The organism is Dactylosporangium sp. NPDC051087, from assembly GCF_055586325.1.
Map to the genome: position 1 here is coordinate 11,927 of NZ_JBVJIJ010000010.1, position 21,222 is coordinate 33,148.

17 protein-coding genes and 2 pseudogenes are annotated in these 21,222 nt (G+C 70.5%); 12 read left to right on the plus strand and 7 right to left on the minus strand.

The features are described from left to right. Positions 1–271 precede the first annotated feature (271 nt). The 4 genes from ACZ6TV_RS19960 to ACZ6TV_RS19975 all read right to left on the minus strand — a co-directional run bounded on the left by ACZ6TV_RS19960 (position 272) and on the right by ACZ6TV_RS19975 (position 2,951). Positions 272–1,264, minus strand: a complete 993-nt coding sequence (locus ACZ6TV_RS19960) for an NAD-dependent epimerase/dehydratase family protein (RefSeq protein WP_465298696.1) — start codon at positions 1,262–1,264, stop codon at positions 272–274. A 9-nt stretch (positions 1,265–1,273) separates the two neighbouring features. Next, positions 1,274–1,915, minus strand: coding sequence for a hypothetical protein (locus ACZ6TV_RS19965; protein WP_465298697.1), 642 nt, complete (start codon positions 1,913–1,915; stop codon positions 1,274–1,276). Between the two features lie 3 nt (positions 1,916–1,918). Next, positions 1,919–2,182 carry a hypothetical protein gene (locus ACZ6TV_RS19970; protein WP_465298698.1) on the minus strand — a complete coding sequence of 88 codons (264 nt, stop codon included), beginning with the start codon at positions 2,180–2,182 and terminating at the stop codon, positions 1,919–1,921. 61 nt (positions 2,183–2,243) lie between these two features. Then, on the minus strand, positions 2,244–2,951 hold the full coding sequence (locus ACZ6TV_RS19975; RefSeq protein WP_465298699.1) for a uracil-DNA glycosylase: 708 nt from the start codon (positions 2,949–2,951) through the stop codon (positions 2,244–2,246). Positions 2,952–3,307: 356 nt separating this feature from the next. Here ACZ6TV_RS19975 and ACZ6TV_RS19980 point away from each other — a divergent pair, with 356 nt between their 5' ends. Continuing rightward, positions 3,308–4,540 (plus strand): ATP-binding protein, encoded by a 1,233-nt coding sequence (locus ACZ6TV_RS19980; protein ID WP_465298700.1) that lies wholly within the window; start codon positions 3,308–3,310, stop codon positions 4,538–4,540. A gap of 2 nt (positions 4,541–4,542) precedes the next feature. Here the strand turns inward: ACZ6TV_RS19980 and ACZ6TV_RS19985 are convergent, their stop codons facing one another. From ACZ6TV_RS19985 to ACZ6TV_RS19995, 3 genes are all read right to left on the minus strand, one after another. Next, positions 4,543–5,136, minus strand: coding sequence for an MBL fold metallo-hydrolase (locus ACZ6TV_RS19985; RefSeq protein WP_465298701.1), 594 nt, complete (start codon positions 5,134–5,136; stop codon positions 4,543–4,545). Continuing rightward, a complete protein-coding gene (locus ACZ6TV_RS19990; protein WP_465298702.1) occupies positions 5,133–5,816 on the minus strand; it encodes a maleylpyruvate isomerase family mycothiol-dependent enzyme in 684 nt (227 codons plus the stop codon). Before ACZ6TV_RS19990 ends, ACZ6TV_RS19985 begins: the two co-directional genes overlap by 4 nt. A gap of 86 nt (positions 5,817–5,902) precedes the next feature. After that, positions 5,903–6,337, minus strand: a complete 435-nt coding sequence (locus ACZ6TV_RS19995) for a hypothetical protein (protein ID WP_465298703.1) — start codon at positions 6,335–6,337, stop codon at positions 5,903–5,905. An 88-nt stretch (positions 6,338–6,425) separates the two neighbouring features. Between ACZ6TV_RS19995 and rsgA the strand changes: the two genes are divergently transcribed. From rsgA to tpiA, 11 genes and pseudogenes are all read left to right on the plus strand, one after another. Continuing rightward, positions 6,426–7,451 (plus strand): ribosome small subunit-dependent GTPase A, encoded by a 1,026-nt coding sequence (gene rsgA / locus ACZ6TV_RS20000; RefSeq protein WP_465298704.1) that lies wholly within the window; start codon positions 6,426–6,428, stop codon positions 7,449–7,451. A 127-nt stretch (positions 7,452–7,578) separates the two neighbouring features. After that, positions 7,579–10,524: pseudogene (uvrA, locus tag ACZ6TV_RS20005) on the plus strand (excinuclease ABC subunit UvrA); the annotation flags it as partial. Between the two features lie 230 nt (positions 10,525–10,754). Further along, positions 10,755–11,300: a Rieske (2Fe-2S) protein gene (locus ACZ6TV_RS20010; protein WP_465298705.1), complete on the plus strand. Its 546-nt coding sequence runs from the start codon at positions 10,755–10,757 to the stop codon at positions 11,298–11,300. Between the two features lie 120 nt (positions 11,301–11,420). Then, positions 11,421–11,846: a Rieske (2Fe-2S) protein gene (locus ACZ6TV_RS20015; RefSeq protein ID WP_465298706.1), complete on the plus strand. Its 426-nt coding sequence runs from the start codon at positions 11,421–11,423 to the stop codon at positions 11,844–11,846. 60 nt (positions 11,847–11,906) lie between these two features. Further along, positions 11,907–13,859, plus strand: a pseudogene (uvrC, locus tag ACZ6TV_RS20020) (excinuclease ABC subunit UvrC); the annotation flags it as partial. Positions 13,860–14,646: 787 nt separating this feature from the next. Continuing rightward, on the plus strand, positions 14,647–15,543 hold the full coding sequence (gene rapZ, locus ACZ6TV_RS20025; RefSeq protein WP_211273567.1) for an RNase adapter RapZ: 897 nt from the start codon (positions 14,647–14,649) through the stop codon (positions 15,541–15,543). Between the two features lie 389 nt (positions 15,544–15,932). Further along, the gene (locus tag ACZ6TV_RS20030; protein WP_465298969.1) at positions 15,933–16,910 is read left to right on the plus strand and encodes a gluconeogenesis factor YvcK family protein; all 978 of its coding nucleotides are present in this window, start codon (positions 15,933–15,935) and stop codon (positions 16,908–16,910) included. Continuing rightward, on the plus strand, positions 16,901–17,881 hold the full coding sequence (whiA, locus tag ACZ6TV_RS20035; protein WP_033359740.1) for a DNA-binding protein WhiA: 981 nt from the start codon (positions 16,901–16,903) through the stop codon (positions 17,879–17,881). Before ACZ6TV_RS20030 ends, whiA begins: the two co-directional genes overlap by 10 nt. Positions 17,882–18,119: 238 nt before the next feature. Beyond that, entirely contained in the window at positions 18,120–19,124 is a 1,005-nt protein-coding gene (gene gap / locus ACZ6TV_RS20040) for a type I glyceraldehyde-3-phosphate dehydrogenase (RefSeq protein ID WP_344503013.1), read from the plus strand. Further along, the gene (locus tag ACZ6TV_RS20045; protein ID WP_465298707.1) at positions 19,121–20,308 is read left to right on the plus strand and encodes a phosphoglycerate kinase; all 1,188 of its coding nucleotides are present in this window, start codon (positions 19,121–19,123) and stop codon (positions 20,306–20,308) included. The genes gap and ACZ6TV_RS20045 overlap by 4 nt, the downstream gene beginning before the upstream one ends. A 3-nt stretch (positions 20,309–20,311) precedes the next feature. Beyond that, entirely contained in the window at positions 20,312–21,094 is a 783-nt protein-coding gene (gene tpiA, locus ACZ6TV_RS20050; protein ID WP_465298708.1) for a triose-phosphate isomerase, read from the plus strand. Positions 21,095–21,222 lie beyond the last annotated feature (128 nt).

Here is a 21,222-nt window from a genome sequence, read left to right on the forward strand (position 1 = left end):
CGAACGTGCGCTACGCCCGAACGTGCGCTACGCCCGAACGTGCGCTACGCCCGAACGTGCGCTACGCCCGAACGTGCGCTACGCCCGAACGTGCGCCACGCTCGGCCGAGTGCCGCAGCCGCGTGCTGACGGGCCCGTCGTCAGCCGGGCAGCAACGCCACAGCCGCGTGCCGAACGAGCCGGGCCGCCGGATGGACAGGACGCTGCGGCCGGGGGCGGCGTCGGGCCGGCCGTTGGTCGTACAGCCGCCGCAAACGGAAAACGGGTGTCGTCAGGACGTGCGTCGGTGCCATTCGCTCAGCAGCTCGGTCTCCTTCTCCGGGGTCAGGCGCTCTGCGGGCGGCGGCAGCGGGTCGAGGAGCGCGGACTCATACGTCTCCCGGATCGTCTCCCGGAGCGGGCGCGGGGTCAGGCCCGCCGCAAATGCCGCCGCCGGGTCCGCCGCGTTGGACGCCGCCTCGGGGTCGAACGCGGCCCACAGCGGCAGGCTCTCCGCGTCCACGCCGCGCTCGCCGAGGAAACCGGCGTCGACCCAGGTCAGCGTCGTGCCCGGCGGCCCGACCTCGGCGGCCATCGCCTCCAGGAGCTCGCCGAACGAGAACGGTGGCGCTGGGCTGACCGCGTGGAACACGCCGCCGCCGGGGCGGGACAGGAGGCGGATCGTCCAGTCCGCCATGTCGCGGGCGTCGATGACCTGGATCGCGGCGTCGCGCGGGCCGGGTGCGAGGACCTCGCCGCCACGGGCGATCCGCTCGACCCAGAACGTGAACCGCGACAGGTGGTCGTGCGGGCCCACGACGAACGTCGGCCGCACGATCAACGTCGAGGTGCCGAACCGCTCCTCGGCGACCCGCTCGCACGCGGCTTTCAACGGCCCGTAGGTGTCGTCGGTGATCTCCTCGACCGTCGGGTCGTCGAGCTCGCGCAGCGGCGAGTCCTCGCCGAAGCCGGGCCCGGCGGGCACGTCGTAGACCGAGACGCTGGAGATGTAGACATAGCGGCCGCCGTTGCCGTCCAGCGCGTCGGCCAGCCCGTGGACCTGTCGTGGAAGATACGCACTGACGTCGATCGTCGCGTCCCAGGCGCCGTCGAACAGGCCGCCGGGCAGCGCGTTGCGGTCGGCGTGCAGGTGCTTCGCCGCGGGGAACAGGTCAGCGCCGGTCTGCCCCCGGTGCAGCAGCGTCACGTCGTGCCCGGCGGCGAGCGCGGCCTCGGTGATGTGCCGGCCGACGAATCTGGTGCCCCCGACGATCAGGATCCGCATGCCATCAGCCTAGTGGTTGTCCAGCGTGCGCAACCCGAGGCCGGCGGCCACCCCTATTACCAGCTCGTCCTCGCTGAACATGCCGTTGACCTCGACAAACGGCAGTTTGAGCTGCCGAACCTGCGCTTTTACGCGCTCGGTGAACATCTCGTCGCGCCGCAACAGGTTCCGCAGGGCGGTCTCCGGTTCGCTGGTCCGGCCGGCGATGTCCCACAACGATCCACGCCGCTCGAACGCGACCCGGCGGAACCCGGGCGTCGGCAGCAACCAGACGGCGTGACCGGGTTCGTCCAGCAGTGGGTGTACGAGCCGCGGCAGCAACCGGAACCCCTCGACCAGCACCGTCCTGTCACCCGGCATCCGGAGCAGGTCCTCGACGATCAGCCCGAAGCCCTCACCCCGGAACCAGTGGAACGTGTCGAGCATGACCTCCGGCGACCGGCGCACCCAGCGCTCGTCCATGTCCATCGCCTTGAACGCGTCCAGCATCGGACCGTCCGCCGGGGTGATCCGGCGCGCGTGGTCCGCCATGACGTCGTCGGTCGAATAGAGGCGGCACCCGTACTCCGCCGCCAGTCGCCGCGCGACGGTCGACTTCCCCCCGCCGCTGCCACCCCCGACCCACCGCACGTGCCGCAGCCGCTCCCGCACCGGTCAGCCGGCGAACTCCTCGCCCAGATCCTGGATCTTGTCGGCGCTGATGGCCCGCCGGAGCCAGGTGTCGAGCTGGGCGAGGTCGGTGCAGCCGGCGATGCGGGCATGATGCTCGTCCGGGATCTCGACGCCACGGGTGCCGAGGACCATCAGGACAGCATCGGCCTTGCCGTGGGCTTCACCTTCCGCCTCGCCCTCGGCCTTGCCGGAGTCGAAGTATCGGCGGGCGAAGTCGCTCTTGTACTTGTGGCCCGTGGTGGTCATGAGTTCCTCCAGGAGGCGCCGGGCCGCCGCTGGCAGCGCCGAAAAGTACGAGGTCAGTGTGTCACTGGCGGGGCATTGCGGGGGACCAGCGGACCGGGGGTGTGCCGGCGGCGGCGAGGGCGGCGTTGATGCGGCTGAACGGGCGGCTGCCGAGGAAGCCGGACTGGTTCATCGGGCTGGGGTGGCCGGCGCGCAGCACCACGTGCCGGTCGTTCGTCACGAGGGGGGCCTTCGCCTTGGCCGCCGCGCCCCACAGGACGAACACGACGCGGTCGGTCTTCGCGTTCAGGGCCTGGATCGTGGCGTCGGTGATGTTCTCCCAGCCGCGGCCCTTGTGCGAGTTGGAGTTGCCGGCGCGCACGGTCAGGACGGCGTTGAGCAGCATGACGCCCTGGCGGCACCACGGGGTCAGGTCGCCCGACGGCGGCGGGGTCACGCCCAGGTCGTCGCGCATCTCCTTGTAGACGTTCTGCAGGGACGGCGGCACCGGCACGCCCTGCGGGACGCTGAAGCTCAGCCCGTGTGCCTGGCCGGCCTTGATGTACGGGTCCTGGCCGAGGATCAGGACCCGCGTGGAGGCGAGCGGGCTCAGCCGATACGCGGCGTAGATGTCCTGCTTTCGCGGATACACCGGACCCGCCTGATACTCCCCGACGACGAACGACGACAGCGCCGCCACCGTGGCGGCGTCGACGAACGGCGCGACCGCCTCGCGCCAGTCGTCGGGCATGAAGTCCAGCAGATACACAGGCTTCGCCGATGTGGTCATGGCCGGCAATCTATCGCCAGGCACCGACAAAAACCTTCGGGCTACCAGCCGCAGGCGCGCCACTCCGGGAGGGACCGGCGCTCGGCGCCCAGCGTGGAGTCTTGCCGTGGCCGGGGTGGAGCCCGGTGTCGTCGGGGAAGCGGTCGAAGAGCTTCGTCGTCACGTCGTTGGAACGGCGTCGGCTCTGGGGGCCAGCATTGGTGACCGCCCTGGTCGTCGGGTCGTACATAGCCTCGATTCCGGGTGCAGATGCGGAACTTAGATGGTGCAGATGCGGAAGAAAAGTTGCGAAAAAACGGAAAGATGGGCAGTATCCAGGAGTGGATGGTGCGCTAACTGGCCTTGCGGACCGCAGGTTGATCCAGGTCCTGGCTGATCGGCTGCGTGAGGAACCGACTGTTGTGCTGAACGGGCCACGGACGGTGGGTAAGAGCACGTTGTTGAGCATGCTCGCGCACCAATTCGGCGTATCGGTCATTGACTGTGATGACCCGGCGACCCGAGGGGCCGTTCGTAACGATCCGGGCCGTTTCGTCGCCGGACCCGGGCCGGTGTTCATCGACGAGTTCCAGCACGTTCCCGAGCTCCTCGACGCGATCAAGGCGGAGCTCAACCAGGACCTGCGCCCTGGTCGGTTCGTGCTTGCTGGATCGACCAGGTATTCGACCCTGCCGCAGGCTGGTCAATCGTTGACCGGGAGAGTGGACATCATCGATGTTCTGCCCCTCGCTCAGATGGAGATCGATGACCGCCGGAGTGACCCGCTCGTCCACAGACTGCTCAGTGGCGCATCGCCGGGAAGGTCGGCGGAGCCGTCAGCAACCAGCCGCGACGAGTATGCGCGGCGGGTGACTTCAGGTGGCATGCCCGTCGCGCTGCGGCGTCCGCCTGGCCGGTCACGTTCGCGCTGGTTTAGCAACTACCTGGACTTGGTGATCGAGCGTGACGTGATCGAGCTGAGTCGGGTGCGGCAGCGGGAGATGCTTCCTCGCCTGCTGAATCAGCTTGCGGCGAGGTCGGGACAGGTGCTCAACATCGCAACGATGGCACAGGCGGTCGGCATGGAAAAGAGTAGCGCCGAAAACTACCTCCGGCTGTTGGAAGCGGTGTTCCTGGTCCACCGGCTTCCTGCCTGGGGTACGACGCTGGGCTCGCGGGTCGCCCGTCAGCCGAAGGTGCACCTGGTCGACTCCGGTGTCATGGCGTGGCTTCTCGGGCTGACGCCCGAGAAGATTGCGAAGTCTGATCCAGCGGTGCTGACCGAGTACGGACACCTGCTCGAGACGTTCGTCGTCGGCGAGATTCTCAAGCAGGTCAGTTGGTGGGATGCGCCAGTTTCGGTCGGGCACTTCCGGACGCCGGCCGCCGACGAAGTGGATCTGGTGCTTGAGCGAGACGACGGAGACGTCATCGGGTTCGAGATCAAGTCCGGAACGCGGATCCATGGCGAGGACCTCCGCGGAATGCGGGCGCTTCGGGCTCGGCTCGGCGACCGCTTGATCGCAGGTTTCGTGCTGTACACGGGCGCCCTCGCCTACACCCACGATGACGGCACGCATGTCATGCCCATCGACACCCTCTGGACATAGGTTTACCAGCCGCGGGCGCGCCACTCCGGGAGGGACGGGCGCTCGGCACCGAGGGTGGAGTCCTTGCCGTGGCCGGGGTGGAACTCGGTGTCGTCGGGGAAGCGGTCGAAGAGCTTCGCCGTCACGTCGTTGATGAGGGACTCGAAGTTGGCCTTGTCGCCGCGGGTGTTGCCGACGCCGCCGGGGAAGAGGGAGTCTCCGGTCCAGAGGTGGCCGTCGTGGTACAGGGCGATCGACCCCGGGGTGTGCCCGACGAGGTGGATGACGGTCAGCCCGCAGTCGCCGAGGGGGAGGGTGTCGCCGTCGGCGAGGGTGCCCGTGACGACGGGGATCTCCGGGGCGTCGGCGGCGTGGGCGAGGGACGCGGCGCCCGTGGCGGCGACGACCTCCTCGAGGGCGAACCAGTGGTCCTGGTGGCGGTGGGTGGTGACGACGGTGGAGATGCCCGCCGGGTTGGTCGCGATGAGCTGGAGCAGCCGCTCGGCGTCGTTGGCCGCGTCGATCAGGAGGCCTTCGCCGGTGGTCGTGCAGCGCAGCAGATAGGCGTTGTTGTCCATCGGGCCGACGGACAGCTTGGTGAAGGTCAGTGCGCTCATTTCCAGGCCTCCAGGCTGGGCAGGTCGCCGGTGAGGCCGGTGCCGTCGCCGCGGCCGGTGAGCCAGGCGGCGAGCAGGTGCACGGGGCCCGTGACGACCGGGGCGTCGTCGGAAGCGGCGGCGAACAACGTCGTGCCCTCGTCGGAGACGAGGGTCGCCGCGTGCGGGGTGGCGGGGTCGTGCAGGACGCGCAGGGCGAACGACTCGGGCCAGTCCGCGGGACCATACCCGGCGTCGAGGTCGACGTGGTGCAGCTCGACCTCGCAGATGCGGGACCAGACCACGCGCGCGGCCGGGGCGGGGCCGGTGCTGCCCCACTCGACCTGCGCGGTCCAGGCCTGGGCGGGCATCGTGTCGATCGACTCGCGCAGCAGGTCGCAGGCGGTGGTGAGGTCGGCGAGCTGCTCCTCGTGCGGGCGGGGGGCGCCGGCTGCGATGCCTTCCTCGCGTGCTTCGCGGCTGGCGTAGGCGGGGGTCTTCACCCCGGTCCTGGCCCAGCTCAGCAGGTTGCGATAGGCGTCGGCATTGCGGGCGAGATGGGTCACGACGTGCCCGCGGGTCCAGCCGGCGCACCGGGACGGCGCGGTCAGCCCGTTGCCGTCGAGGGTGCGGGCGGTGTCGAGGAGGCGGGCGGTGGCGCGGTCGAGTTCGGCGCTCAGCACGAGCGGATCAGCCGTCACCGCCCAACCCTACCGCCGCGCACCGACAAGACCACCGACATGACAAAGCGGACAGTGGCGGTACCGACGCGGAAAACCGCGAAACGTCAGCGCTGGCGGACCCCGACGGCCGGGGGCAGGTCGCCGGCCGCCCAGTGCAGCTCGTCCTCCCAGTCGGCGACGCTGAGGTCGACGTGCTCGAAGCTTAGCCTCGCGCCGATGGGTTTGCCCAGGTAGCCGGCGTACAGGTCGTGCACGACGACCAGGCGCTGCCCGACGGCGGCCGCGGCCGGATCGTCCGGGCAGGCGGTCCTGACCTCGAGCCGGCCGTAGACGCCCATGTCGGCGTCGGTGCCGCGCTCCTCCACGATGACGTCGAGGATCTCGTCCTCGGCGCCGACGTGGAAACCGTAGGAGACGCCGCCGAAGGTCAGCCAGAAGCGCATGAGCGAGTCGTCCTGGCCGGGTGAGACGTGCCACTGGACGTCTGCCCGGTCCAGGCGCAGTCCGACGGCGCTGGCCAGCACATGCGAGGGGAGCACGCACCCGACGATAACCCCGATATTCGGTTTCGCGCGCCTGCCGCGCTACTTACCGTGGATTTCCGAACACGGGTTCGGAAGGATGTTCATGATTATTGACCTGGCTGCCCTGGGCTGGGACGACGCTTACGCCGCGCTGTACTCCGGCCGGTTCGACCAACCCGGTCAGCGACCGGCGCGGGTCAGCCGTGTCGACCGGGGTGTCTGCACGGCCCTCGCCGCCGACGGCCCGCTGCGGGCGAGCCTGTCCGGTGGCCTGCTGGCGCGTGCCGCCGCGGATCCGGGCTCGCTGCCGTGCGCGGGTGACTGGCTCGTCGTGCGGACCTGGCCCGACGGCCGGCTGACGGCCGAGGCGGTGCTGCCCAGGCGCACCGCGATCGTGCGGGCGGTCGCCGGTGAGGAGTCGTTCGGGCAGGTCCTGGCGGCCAACCTGGACACGGTCGCGGTCGTGGAGCCGGTCGACCCGTCGCCGGACCTCGGCCGTATCGAGCGCCTCCTGGCCCTGGCCTGGGAGTCCGGGGCGACGCCGGTGCTCGTCCTGACCAAATGCGACCTGGCCGCGGATCCGCAGGCCCTGGCCGAGCAGATGCCCGGCGGCGTGGAGGTCCATGCGGTGAGCGCCCGGACAGGCCTGGGTCTGGACGCGTTGCGGCCGCTGGTGGCGTACGGGCGGACGCTCGGCCTCCTGGGGCAGTCCGGTGCCGGAAAGTCGAGCCTCGTCAACGCTCTCGCCGGTGCGCCCGTCATGCAGACGCAGACGCTGCGGGGCGACGGGCGGGGCCGGCACACCACCACATATCGGGCGTTGATCCCGATGCCCGGCGGTGGGGCGGTCCTCGACACGCCCGGGGTGCGGCTCGTCGGCATGTTCGACACGGTGGCGGGGCTCGACCGGGCGTTCGCCGACGTGACGCAGCTCGCGGCGCTGTGCCGCTTCGACGACTGCCGGCACGGCGAGGAGCCCGGCTGCGAGGTCAGGGCCGCGGTCGAGGACGGCGAGCTCAGCCCGCGCCGCTTCGCGAGCTGGCAGAAACTGCAGAAGGAGCAGAAACTGGCATCGGTGCGGCGGCTGAAACGCGAGAGCCGCGACCGGCGACGAATGGCACGCCCGTAGCGGAGGTTCCCTCGTTCGGGCGCGGAAAATTGTCATACCCCCTGGCTAGAGTTGTCGGCTGGCACCGTGACGGTGTTCCAAACGGACAAAACACTGCTGCCAGACATATTCACTGCCAAGGGGAAGCATGTCGGATCGTCTGATCATCCGTGGCGCTCGGGAGCACAACCTCCGTGACGTCAGTCTCGACCTGCCGCGCGACGCGATGATCGTGTTCACCGGGCTGTCCGGTTCGGGGAAGTCGAGCCTGGCGTTCGACACGATCTTCGCCGAGGGGCAGCGGCGGTATGTGGAGTCGCTGTCGTCCTACGCGCGGCAGTTCCTCGGCCAGATGGACAAGCCCGACGTCGACTTCATCGAGGGTCTGTCGCCGGCGGTGTCCATCGACCAGAAGTCGACCTCGCGCAACCCGCGCTCGACGGTCGGCACGATCACCGAGGTGTATGACTACCTGCGGCTGCTGTATGCGCGCATCGGCGAGCCGCACTGCCCCGTCTGCGGCGAGCTGATCACGCGGCAGACGCCGCAGCAGATCGTCGACCGGGTCCTCGCGATGGAGGAGGGCACCCGCTTCCAGGTGCTCGCCCCGGTCGTGCGCGGCCGCAAGGGCGAATACCTCGACCTGTTCCAGGAGCTGCAGTCGAAGGGCTACGCGCGGGCCCGCATCGACGGCGTCGTGCACCCGCTCACCGAGCCGCCGAAGCTCAAGAAGCAGGAGAAGCACACCATCGAGGTGGTCGTCGACCGGCTCTCGGTGAAGGCGAGCTCCAAGCAGCGCCTCACCGACTCGGTCGAGACCGCGCTGAAGCTGGCCGCCGGCATCGTGATCCTGGAGTTCGTCGACGTCGCCGAGGACGACGAGCACCGCGAGCGGCTCTTCTCCGAGCACCTCGCCTGCCCCAATGAGCACCCGCTGTCGATCGAGGACCTCGAGCCACGCTCGTTCTCGTTCAACGCTCCTTATGGCGCCTGCCCGGACTGCACGGGCATCGGCACCAAGAAGGAGGTCGACCCGGAGCTGATCGTGCCCGACCCGGAGCAGACGCTGCGCGGCGGCGCGATCGCACCGTGGGCCACCGGCCACACCCTGGAGTATTTCCTGCGCCTGCTCGAAGCGCTGGGCGCGGAGGCCGGGTTCAACCTCGACACCCCGTGGCGCGCGCTGTCCTCCAGGGCGCAGAAGGCCGTCATGTACGGGTCAGAGGACCAGGTGCACGTGCGCTACCGCAACAAGTACGGGCGGGAGCGTTCCTATTACACCGGCTTCGAAGGCGTCGTGCAGTGGATCGAGCGCCGGCACGCCGACACCGAGAGCGACTGGTCCCGCGACAAGTACGAGGGATACATGCGCGACGTGCCCTGCGGCACCTGCGGCGGGTCCCGGCTCAAGCCGGAGATCCTCGCGGTCACCATCGCCGGGCACAGCATCGCCGACATCTGCAACCTGTCCGTCGGTGACTGCGCGGACCTGCTCGGCGCGATGACCCTCACCGACCGGCAGAAGCTCATCGCCGAGCGGGTCCTCAAGGAGATCAACGCGCGGCTGCGGTTCCTCGTCGACGTCGGCCTCGACTACCTGTCGCTGGACCGGGCGTCCGGCACCCTGTCCGGCGGTGAGGCGCAGCGCATCCGGCTCGCCACGCAGATCGGCTCCGGCCTCGTCGGCGTCCTGTATGTGCTGGACGAGCCCAGCATCGGCCTGCACCAGCGCGACAACCACCGGCTGATCGAGACCCTGACCCGGCTCAAGCGCCTGGGCAACACGCTGATCGTCGTCGAGCACGACGAGGACACCATCCGCACCGCCGACTGGGTCGTCGACATCGGCCCGGGCGCCGGCGAGCACGGCGGCCGGGTCGTGCACAGCGGCACGTTCGACGACCTGCTCAAGGCGGACGAGTCGGTGACCGGCGCGTATCTGGCGGGCCGCCGCAGCATCCCGACGCCCGAGATCCGCCGCCCCCGCACGCCGGGCCGCGAGCTGGTCGTCGTCGGCGCCCGCGAGCACAACCTGCACAACCTGACGGTGCCGTTCCCGCTCGGGCAGTTCGTCGCCGTGACCGGCGTGTCCGGCTCCGGCAAGTCGACCCTGGTCAACGACATCCTGCACGCCGTCCTGGCCAATGTGGTCAACGGCGCCCGCATGGTCCCCGGCCGGCACACCCGCATCTCCGGGCTCGACCAGGTCGACAAGGTCGTCGGCGTCGACCAGTCGCCGATCGGCCGCACCCCCCGCTCCAACCCGGCGACCTACACCGGCGTGTTCGACAACGTCCGGAAGCTGTTCGCCGAGACGACGGAGGCCAAGGTCCGGGGGTATGGTCCCGGCCGCTTCTCGTTCAACGTCAAGGGCGGCCGCTGCGAGGCGTGCGCCGGCGACGGCACGATCAAGATCGAGATGAACTTCCTGCCGGACGTGTACGTGCCGTGCGAGGTCTGCAAGGGTGCCCGGTACAACCGCGAGACCCTCGAGGTGCACTACAAGGGCCGCACGATCGCGGAGATCCTCGACATGCCGATCGAGGAGGCGGCCGGGTTCTTCGAGGCGATCCCGGCGATCCACCGGCACCTGAAGACGCTCAACGACGTCGGCCTGGGGTATGTGCGCCTCGGCCAGCCCGCGCCGACGCTGTCCGGCGGTGAGGCGCAGCGCGTGAAGCTCGCGTCCGAGCTGCAGAAGCGTTCCACCGGCCGCACCGTGTACGTGCTGGACGAGCCGACCACGGGCCTGCACTTCGAGGACATCCGCAAGCTGCTGCTGGTGCTGCAGAGCCTCGTGGACAAGGGCAACACCGTCATCGTCATCGAGCACAACCTCGACGTCATCAAGTCCGCGGACTGGCTCATCGACATGGGTCCCGAGGGCGGGCACAAGGGCGGCACCGTGGTCGCCGCAGGCACGCCGGAGGAGGTCGCGGAGATCGCCGAGAGCCACACGGGTCAGTTCCTGCGGCCGGTCCTGGGGCTGAAGGGCGAGCCCGGCGGCGACACCGCGGCGCGGGACCGGGCGGCCAAGGCCAACGGGCCGAACGGTGGCGGGACGCCGGCGCGCAGGACGGCCCGGACGCGGGCGGCGGCCGTCACGGTCGAGCCCGACGACCTCCCCGACGCGCCTTCGGAGGCGCCGGCGGCTCCCGTGAAGAAGGCGACCGGGACACGTGCCGTCTCGAAGGGCGCCGCCGTGGCGAAGAAGGCGGCTCCGGCGAAGCGCGCGCCGGCGAAGAAGGCGGCCGCGAAGGGCTGACCTGTGCCTCCTGGCGGGTGGGGCCGATGGAGCGGCGGCGAAGATCTCACGCTGCTACCGTGGCCGCTGGCAAGGCCTCACCCCAGGAGGAAGACGTGCCGGTCCAGGACGTGTTCAACCCCTGCTCGGCCCGGCGGGCGCTGCTGCTGGGCGCCGGTGCGCTCGGCGTGACGGTGCTCGCGGGCTGCGGGGACGACGAGAAGACCCCGGAGGCCGCGGGCAGCCAGCAGCCGCCGCCGGCCGCGCCGACGACCGCGGCGAACCCCTTCGACAACACCGCACCCGCGACGGGCTCCAGCGACGCGGCGCCGCCACCCGGCGCGCTCGTCGCGGTGAAGGACGTGCCCGTCGGCGGCGGAGTGATCGCCAAGGACACGATCCTCGTCGTGCAGGCGAAGCAGGGGACGTTCAAGGCGTACCAGGCGAGCTGCCCCCACCAGGGCGTCCTCGTCGACCCGCCGTCGGCCGGAGCGACGATGATCATGTGCCCGGGGCACAACTCGCAGTTCAAGATCGCGGACGGCGGCCTGGCCCGGGGACCGGCGACGCGCGGGCTGAACGCCGTGCCGGTGAAGGTCCAGGCCGGTTACGTCGTGGAAGCGTGACCTCACTGAAAGTCACGCACGGGTAACAGATTTCCTGACTTCGGTGAGCATTGAACCGAACGCCCCATGATCTACGTATTTCCTGGCGTAGCCAGCAGGCCAACGACCTTGGAGGAGCCTATGAGTGACACGACTCGCCGCGCGGTGCTCGCCGGCGCGGCCGGTATCACGGCCGTGACGGTGCTCGCAGCCTGTGGAGACGACAAGGACGACAGCGGTTCGACCGGGGACACCAGCAACACCGGCGGGGCCGCCGCGGGCGTCCTGACGACCAAGGCCGACATCCCAGTCGGCGGCGGCAAGATCTTCAAGGACGGCGGCGGCGTAGTCGTCACCCAGCCGGAGGCCGGGCAGTTCAAGGCGTTCAGCTCGATCTGCACGCACCAGTCGTGCGTCGTGTCCGACGTCACCGGCAACGCGATCAACTGCAGGTGCCACGGCAGTGTCTTCTCCGCCGCCGACGGCTCGGTGAAGAACGGCCCGGCCACCAAGGGCCTGGCCGAGAAGGCCCTGAAGGTCGACGGGGACAACATCTCGCTGGCGTGATGACTTCCGGGGGGTCGATGGTCCGTGTTTTCTGTCGTACCCCCCGGATAGTCTCGGAGAGTGCCAGATCCGTCCACGTATCGACCCGCGTCGGGGACCATTCCCGACACGCCGGGGGTCTACCGGTTCCGTGATCCATCGGGCCGGGTCATCTATGTGGGCAAGGCCAAGAGCCTGCGGCAGCGGCTCAATTCGTATTTCGCCGACGTGTGGACCCTGCACGCCCGCACCCAGCAGATGGTCACCACCGCGGCGAAGGTCGACTGGGTCACCGTCGGCACCGAGGTCGAGGCCCTCCAGCTCGAATACAACTGGATCAAGGAATACGACCCCAGGTTCAACGTCCGCTATCGCGACGACAAGAGCTATCCCTATCTGGCGGTCACCCTCGACGAGGCCTATCCGCGCCTGCAGGTGATGCGCGGCGCGAAACGCAAGGGCGTGCGCTACTTCGGCCCCTATGCGCACGCGTGGGCGATCCGCGAGACCCTCGACCTGCTGCTGCGCGTCTTCCCGGCGCGCACCTGCTCCTCCGGCGTGTTCAAGCGCGCCGGGCAGATCGGCCGCCCCTGCCTGCTCGGCTATATCGGCAAGTGCTCCGCGCCGTGCGTCGACCGCGTCAGCGAGGAGGAGCACCGCCGCATCGTCGACGACTTCTGCGACTTCATGGCCGGCAAGACCGACACCATGGTCAAGCGCCTGGAGCGGGAGATGTTCGCCGCGTCCGACGAGCTCGACTTCGAGCGCGCCGCCCGCATCCGCGACGACCTCGGCGCGCTGCGCCGCGCCGTGGAGAAGCAGGCGGTCGTCCTCGGCGACGGCACCGACGCCGACGTGGTCGCGTTCGCCGACGACCCCCTCGAAGCGGCCGTCCAGGTGTTCCACGTGCGCGGCGGCCGGGTCCGCGGTCAGCGCGGCTGGGTCGTGGAGAAGACCGAGGACCTCAGCGCCGGCGACCTCGTCCACCACTTCTGCAGCCAGATCTACGGTGCCGAGGCCGGCACCGACCCCGCCGACCTGCCCAAGGAGCTGCTCGTCCCCGAGCTGCCCGCCGACGCCGACGCGCTCGCCGACTGGCTCAGCAACCTGCGCGGCAGCCGGGTGGCGATCCGCGTTCCGCAGCGCGGCGACAAGAAGACCCTCGCCGAGACCGTCGCGCGCAACGCCGAGCAGGCCCTCCAGCAGCACAAGCTGCGCCGCGCCGGCGACCTCAGCACCCGCAGCAAGGCCCTTGAGGAGATCGCCGAGGCGCTCGGCATGCAGACCGCCCCGCTGCGCATCGAGTGCTATGACATCTCCCAGATCCAGGGCACCGACGTCGTCGCCAGCATGGTCGTCTTCGAGGACGGCCTGTCCCGCAAGAGCGAATATCGCCGCTTCGCGGTCAACGGCGCCACCGACGACGTGTCGGCCCTGTCGGAGGTGCTGCGCCGCAGGTTCGCCCGCTACCTCGACGCCAAGGTGGAGATCGACTCGCTCGCCGCCGAGGACGCCGACCCCTCCCGGCCCGGCATCGACCCGACGACGGGACGGCCCCGCAAGTTCGCCTATCCGCCGCAGCTCGTCGTGGTCGACGGCGGTCAGCCCCAGGTCAACGCCGCCGCGCAGGTGCTGCTCGACCTCGGCATCGACGACATCACCATCTGCGGCCTGGCGAAGCGCCTCGAAGAGGTCTGGCTCCCCGACGACGAGTTCCCGGTGATCCTGCCCCGCTCCTCGGAAGGGCTCTATCTGCTCCAACGCGCCCGCGACGAGGCCCACCGCTTCGCCATCACCTATCACCGGCAGAAGCGCTCGAAGCGCATGACCGCCTCCACGCTGGACAACGTGCCCGGCCTCGGCGAGATCCGCCGCAAGGCGCTGCTGCGGCACTTCGGCTCGCTGAAGCGGCTGACCTCCGCGAGCGTCGACGAGATCGCCGAGGTCCCGGGCATCGGCCGGCGGACGGCGGAGGCGATCCTCGCCGCCCTCAACGGCGCCCCCTCCACTCCGCCGGCGGCGTCCGGCCCGCGCGGGAAGGCCGGTTCACCGACCGGCGCGGCCCCCGTCCCGTCAACCACGGAGTCCGTCGACGAGCTTGTGGGGCCCGACGGTGAGCGTGCCGGGCCCGGCGGCGGGCGTGTGGGGTCCGACGGTGAGCGGGCCGGGTTGGTCGGCGAGCGTCCGGAATCCGGCGGTGACCGGGCGGGGTCGGCCGGCGAGCGTGGCGGGTCCGGCGGTGAGCGTGGCGGGTCCGGCGGTGAGCGTGGCGGGTCCGGCGGCGAGACTTTGGGGTTGGCCGGCGAGCTTGCGGGAGCCGGCGGTGCGCGTGCCGGGGCTGGTGGCGAGCGGGCGGGGTTCGTCGGCGAGCGGGCGCGGTCCGAGCTGGTGGTTCCGGTAGGCCAGTCACCGGCGTCAGGTGTCGAGGGTTCCGCCGGCGCCGGACTTCTCGCGGGCGCTGACGGGCCGGCCGGCGTCGTGGGCGCCGGCGGTGTCCCTGTTCCTTCCGTGGTGGGGGAGTTCTCCACCGAAGAGGAGTCCATCGGCGACATGGCTTCAGGTGCCACGCCCGGTTCCTCAGGGGTTGACCGGTCCCTGGGGGTTGACCGGGCTGCCGGGGTCGCGGGGGTCGTCACGGTGTTTGAGCTCACGGCGCACGGTCCAGGCGGGCGAGAAGAGGCCGCCAGCAGGGGCGATGACGGCGGCCGGGCGGTGCCGGACGGGGGCGAGGCGGTGCCGGGCGGGACGATCGGTGACCCTGAAAAGGTACAAAGCGACCGAGCGGCCAGGTCGGCGGACGGCAGGACATAAACTCGTCGGCGTGGTGAGCGAAGAAGCGCCGGCAGCGCCCGACCGCACGGAGACCGACCTGGTCATCGTGACGGGGGTCTCCGGCGGCGGCCGCAGCACGGTCGCCCGGGCGCTGGAGAACGTCGGGTATTACGTCGTGGACAACCTGCCACAGGCGTTGCTGCTCGACATGGCGGAGCTGGCGTTCGCGGCGCGGGGTGCGGCGCGGCGGACCGCGATGGTGCTCGACGTGCGCAGTCACGCGTTCTCGACGGATCTGCCGGGGGCGGTGAAGTCGTTGCGGGAGCGGGGGTTCAACCCTCGGATGGTGTTCGTCGACGCCGATGACGAGGTGCTGATCCGGCGGTTCGAGAGCGTGCGCCGGTCGCATCCGCTGCAGGGTGGCGGACGGCTCTCCGACGGCATCGCCGCTGAGCGGAAGCTGCTGCAGGAGGCGCGCGAGCAGGCCGACGTGCTCATCGACACGAGCCACCTCAACGTCAACCAGCTCCGCGGGCGCATCGAGGAGATGTTCGGCGAGGAGGACACCACCCAGATCAGGGTCACGGTGCTGTCGTTCGGGTTCAAGTACGGACTGCCGCCCGACGCCGACTTCGTCCTCGACGCGAGGTTCCTGCCGAACCCGTACTGGGTGCCTGAGCTGCGCGAGCACACCGGCCGCGAGACCGACGTGAGCCGTTACGTGCTCGGGCAGCGGGGCGCGGTGACGTTCGTGGAGACGTATGCGCGGCTGATCAACGCGACGGCGCCCGGCTTCGAGCGGGAGGGCAAGCGCTACCTGACGATCGCCGTGGGCTGCACCGGTGGCAAGCACCGCAGCGTCGCGATCGCCGAGGAGCTCGCCCGCCGGCTCCGCGAGATGCGCCTCGCCGCCGCGCCGCAGCACCGCGACCTGGGGCGCGAATGAGTGTTGCCCGGCGCCGCGAGAACGGCGCATCCCCCGGCCCGGCGAACGACACAGACGCGCCAGGCAGACCCGACGCGCCAGGCGCCCCCAACGCGTCGACCGGCCCCGGTTCGCCGGCCGGCCACGGCGCGGTGAGCGGCAACGGCGCGGTGAGCGGCAACGGCACGGCGAGCGGCAACGGCACGGCGAGCGGTGACAGCCCGGCAACCAACAACGGTGCGCACGGCAACGGCCGGGCCGGTGGTAACGGTGCGCACGGTGCGGGTTCGTATCGGGGCAGGGCCGGCGGCCTGGGTGCCCCGAGCGGCGTGGACGTGCCGGACGGGGTCCGTGTCCCGGGGGCGCACCGCAAGGGCGCGCGGCTCGACGGACGGCGGCCGGTGCGGGTCGTGGCGTTCGGGGGAGGGCACGGGCTCTCCGCCTCGCTGCGCGCGCTCCGGCGGATCCATCAGGACCTGCCGCTGGACATCACCGCGGTCGTCACCGTCGCCGACGACGGAGGGTCCAGCGGGCGGCTGCGGGCGACCCGCGACATCCTGCCCCCCGGCGACCTGCGTCAGGCCCTCGCGGCGCTCGCCGACGAGGAGGCGATCGCGGAGGTGTTCCAGCACAGGTTCGCCGGCAGCGACGACCTCGCCGGGCATCCCGTCGGCAACCTGGTGCTGTGCGCCATGATGGAGCTCGCCGGCGACCCGGTCGTCGCGCTGGACCGGGCGGCGGAGATGCTGCGCTGCGACGGGCGGGTGCTGCCCATGTCGCGCCGGCCGCTGCACATCGAGGCAGACCTGTCCGAGGGTGGCGAGGTGGTCACCGTGCGCGGTCAGCACGCGGTCGCGGTCACCTCCAAGACGATCGACCGGGTGCGGCTGGTGCCGGCGGCGCCCGAGGCGTGCGCGGAGGCGGTGCAGGCGACGACCGACGCGGACTGGCTGCTGTTCGGGCCCGGGTCGTGGTTCACCAGCGTGATCCCGCACCTGCTGGTGCCGCAGCTCGCCGCAGCGATCTCCATGAGTGGCGCGAAGCGCCTGGTCACGCTGAATCTGGCGCCCGACAGCGAGACGGCGGGGCTGACCCTGCCGGAACACCTTGCCGCCCTGCGTCGTTACCTACCTGGGCTGCACGTCGATGTAGTTCTTGCCGACGGGAAAGCCGTAGGCGACCCCGAACCGGTCCATCGTGCGGCAGAATCGCTGGGTGCCCGTCTGGTGCTCGCGCCGGTGGCCGTCGCGGACGGAGCACCGCAGCACGACCCGCACGCGCTGGCCACAGCCCTGGAGCCACTGCTCAGAGCGCCACGGCTGAGCAGCACCGACAGCACCACCGACAGTTCGAATGAGCCCCGCGAGGTGACGACAGAATGGCGATGACCGCTGCGGTCAAGGACGAGCTGAGCAGGGTGGACGTAGCCAAACCCTGCTGCCGGCGCGCCGAGATGGCCGCGCTGCTCCGCTTCGCTGGCGGGTTGCACATCGTCTCCGGCCGGGTGGTCGTCGAGGCCGAGCTCGACACCAACGCGGCCGCCCGACGGCTGCGCCGCGAGGTTTCCGAGGTGTACGGGTACCAGAGCGAGATCCACGTCCTCGCGAGCGGCGGCCTGCGCAAGGCCAGCCACTTCATCGTCCGTGTGGTGAAGGACGGCGAGGCCCTCGCCCGGCAGACCGGCCTGCTCGACGTCCGTGGCCGTCCGGTGCGTGGCCTGCCCCCGCACGTCGTGTCGGCCAACATGTGCTGCGCCGTCGCGGCCTGGCGCGGGGCGTTCCTGGCGCACGGGTCGCTGACCGAGCCGGGCCGCAGCTGCGCGCTGGAGATCACCTGCCCCGGGCCGGAGGCCGCGCTCGCGCTCGTCGGCGCCGCCCGGCGGATCGGGATCACCGCGAAGGCCCGTGAGGTCCGCGGCGTCGACCGGGTCGTGGTCAAGGACGGCGACGCGATCGCCGCGCTGCTCACCCGCATCGGCGCGCATCAGAGCGTGCTGACCTGGGAGGAGCGCCGGGTCCGGCGCGAGGTCCGGGCCACCGCCAACCGGCTGGCCAACTTCGACGACGCCAACCTGCGCCGCTCCGCCCGCGCCGCGGTGGCCGCCGCCGCCCGGGTCGCCCGCGCGATGGAGATCCTCGCCGACAACGCCCCCGAGCACCTGTTCAGCGCCGGTACGCTGCGGCTGGAGCACCGGCAGGCGTCCCTGGAGGAGCTCGGGGCGCTCGCCGACCCGCCGCTCACGAAGGACGCGATCGCCGGACGCATAAGGCGTCTCCTGGCCCTCGCCGACAAGCGCGCCCGTGACCTGGGCATCCCCGACACCGAGTCCGCGGTCACCCCGGAGATGCTGGTGAGCTGAACGGAAGCTCAGGTGGGTGATACGGCTGTGGGCTCAGACACCCCGACGGGAGTTCTGTGGCCCGCAGGCGATAGGGTTTTCCTGTTCGGCGACGAAGCCGTCCGTATGCCGCGAAACGCGGCCGCTCCCCGCTCATGGGCCTCATCGATCAGGGCCCCCGGCCGGGCGAGCCATGATCACTCACTGGCGACCGGCATCGGCAACGGCCGGCCGCGACGAGGCGAGGAGATGTGTCGAAGTGACCATCCGGGTTGGCATCAACGGCTTCGGCCGCATCGGCCGCAACTTCTTCCGTGCGGCGCTGGCCAAGGGCGCTGACATCGAAATTGTGGGCGTCAATGACCTCACTGACAACGCGACGCTGGCGCACCTGCTCAAGTACGACAGCATCCTGGGCCGCCTGCCCTACGAGGTGAAGGCGACCTCCGACGAGATCACCGTCAACGGCAAGACGTTCAAGGCGCTCGCCGAGCGCGACCCGTCGAAGCTGCCGTGGGCCGACCTCGGCGCCGACGTCGTGATCGAGTCGACCGGCATCTTCACCGACGCCGAGAAGGCCAAGGTCCACGTCGCCGCGGGCGCGAAGAAGGTCATCATCTCGGCGCCGGCCAAGGGCGAGGACGTCACCGTCGTCCTGGGCGTCAACGAAGACAAGTACGACGCCGCGAACCACACCATCATCTCCAACGCGTCGTGCACCACGAACTGCCTCGCGCCGATGGCCAAGGTCATCAACGACACGTTCGGCATCGAGCGTGGTCTCATGACCACGATCCACGCGTACACGCAGGACCAGAACCTGCAGGACGCCCCGCACAAGGACCTGCGCCGCGCCCGCGCCGCCGCCCTGAACATCGTGCCGACCTCGACCGGTGCCGCCAAGGCGGTCTCGCTGGTCCTGCCCGAGCTCAAGGGCAAGCTGGACGGCTACGCGCTGCGTGTGCCGATCCCGACCGGCTCGGCCACCGACCTGACCGTCACCGTGGGTCGCGAGACCACGGTCGACGAGGTCAACGCCGCGATGAAGGCCGCCGCCGACGGTCCGCTCAAGGGCATCCTGACCTACACCGAGGACCCGATCGTCTCCAGCGACATCGTGACCGACCCGGCGTCGTGCATCTTCGACGCGGGCCTGACCAAGGTCATCGGCAACCAGGTCAAGGTCGTCGGCTGGTACGACAACGAGTGGGGCTACAGCAACCGCCTCGTCGACCTCGTCACGCTGGTGGGCACCGGCCTGTGAAGACGCTCGACGACCTCCTGAGCGAGGGCGTCAAAGGTCGGCGCGTGCTGCTGCGCGCCGACCTGAACGTTCCGCTCGACGGAGACAAGATCACCGACGACGGGCGCATCCGGGCGGTCCTGCCGACCCTCAACGCGCTGCGTGAGGCCGGCGCGCGGGTCACCGTGGTGTCGCACCTGGGCCGCCCGAAGGGCGAGCCCGACCCGAAGTACACCCTCCAGCCCGTCGCGGGCCGGCTCGGTGAGCTGCTCGGCAAGCCCGTCGCGTTCGCCACCGACACGGTCGGCGAGTCCGCGCAGGTCGCGGTCGCCGGGCTCGGCGACGGCGACGTCGCGCTGCTGGAGAACCTGCGCTTCAACAAGGGTGAGACCAGCAAGGACGAGGCCGAGCGGGGCGCGTTCGCCGCGCAGCTGGCACAGTTCGCCGACGTCTACGTCGACGACGCCTTCGGTGCCGTGCACCGCAAGCACGCCAGCGTGTTCGACGTGGCGGCGCTGCTTCCCCGGTACACCGGCGGCCTCGTGCAGCGCGAGCTCGACGTGCTGTCGAAGCTCACCGGCGACCCCGAGCGGCCGTATGTGGTCATCCTCGGCGGCTCGAAGGTGTCGGACAAGCTCGCCGTCATCGAGGCGCTGCTGCCGAAGGTCGACAAGCTGCTCATCGGCGGCGGCATGTGCTTCACCTTCCTCAAGGCCCAGGGCCACGAGGTCGGCAAGAGCCTGCTGCAGGACGAGATGGTCGGCACCTGCGCGGACCTGCTCGCCCGTGGCGGCGACAAGATCGTGCTGCCCGTCGACGTGGTGACCGCGGACAAGTTCGCGGCCGACGCGAAGACCCAGGTCGTCGCCGCCGACGCGATCCCGGCCGAGGAGCTCGGCCTGGACATCGGCCCGGAGTCGGTGGCGCTGTTCAGCCACGCCGTCGAGTCCGCGAAGACCGTGTTCTGGAACGGTCCGATGGGCGTCTTCGAGCTGGCGCCGTTCGCGGCCGGCACGCGGGGCGTCGCCGAGGCCATCACGAAGATCGACGGCTTCAGCGTCGTCGGCGGTGGCGACTCCGCCGCGGCCGTTCGCGCCCTCGGCATCCCCGAGGACGGGTTCAGTCACATCTCGACCGGTGGTGGCGCGTCCCTGGAGTACCTCGAGGGCAAGGCCCTGCCCGGCATCACCGCGTTGGAGGGCTGAGCGATGGCAGAAGCAACCGGCCGCAGGCCGCTCATGGCCGGCAACTGGAAGATGAACCTCAACCACCTCGAGGCCATCGCCCTGGTGCAGAAGCTGGCGTTCAGCCTCAACGAGGCGCAGCTGGAGGCCGTCGAGGTCGTCGTGCTGCCCCCGTTCGTCGACATCCGCAGCGTGCAGACGCTGACCGACGGCGACAAGCTCAACATCGGCTACGGCGCGCAGGACCTGTCGCAGCACGCGTCGGGCGCCTACACGGGCGAGGTCTCCGGCGCGATGCTGGCGAAGCTCGGCTGCCAGTACGTGGTCGTCGGGCACTCGGAGCGCCGCCAGTACCACGGCGAGGACGACGCGCTCGTCAACGCCAAGGTGAAGGCGGCCCTCGCCAACGGCATCGCCCCGATCCTCTGCGTCGGCGAGGGTCTCGCCGTCCGTGAGGCGGGCGAGCACGTCGGCTACACCCTCGCCCAGCTCGACGCCGCCCTCGAGAAGATCAAGACCGACGAGGTCGAGAAGATCGTCGTGGCGTACGAGCCGGTGTGGGCCATCGGGACCGGCAAGGTCGCGACCCCGCAGGACGCGCAGGAGGTCATCGGCGCGATCCGGACCCGCCTCGCGGAGAAGTACACCGGCGGCACGGCCGACCGGGTGCGCATCCTGTACGGCGGCTCGGTCAAGCACGACAACGTGGCGTCGATCATCGAGCAGCCCGACATCGACGGCGCGCTCGTCGGTGGCGCCAGCATCGATGCGGAGGGTTTTGTCCGCATCTGCCGTCTCGGCAAGTAACCGCTTCTCAACGCAGCGGGGGGGGGGGGGGGGGGGGGGGGGGGGGGGGGGGTTTTTGTTCCTCCCCTTCTTTTTCCGAGGAGTGAAGAAGGATACAAGGGGTGGAGTCTCGCCATCCCACACAGGGG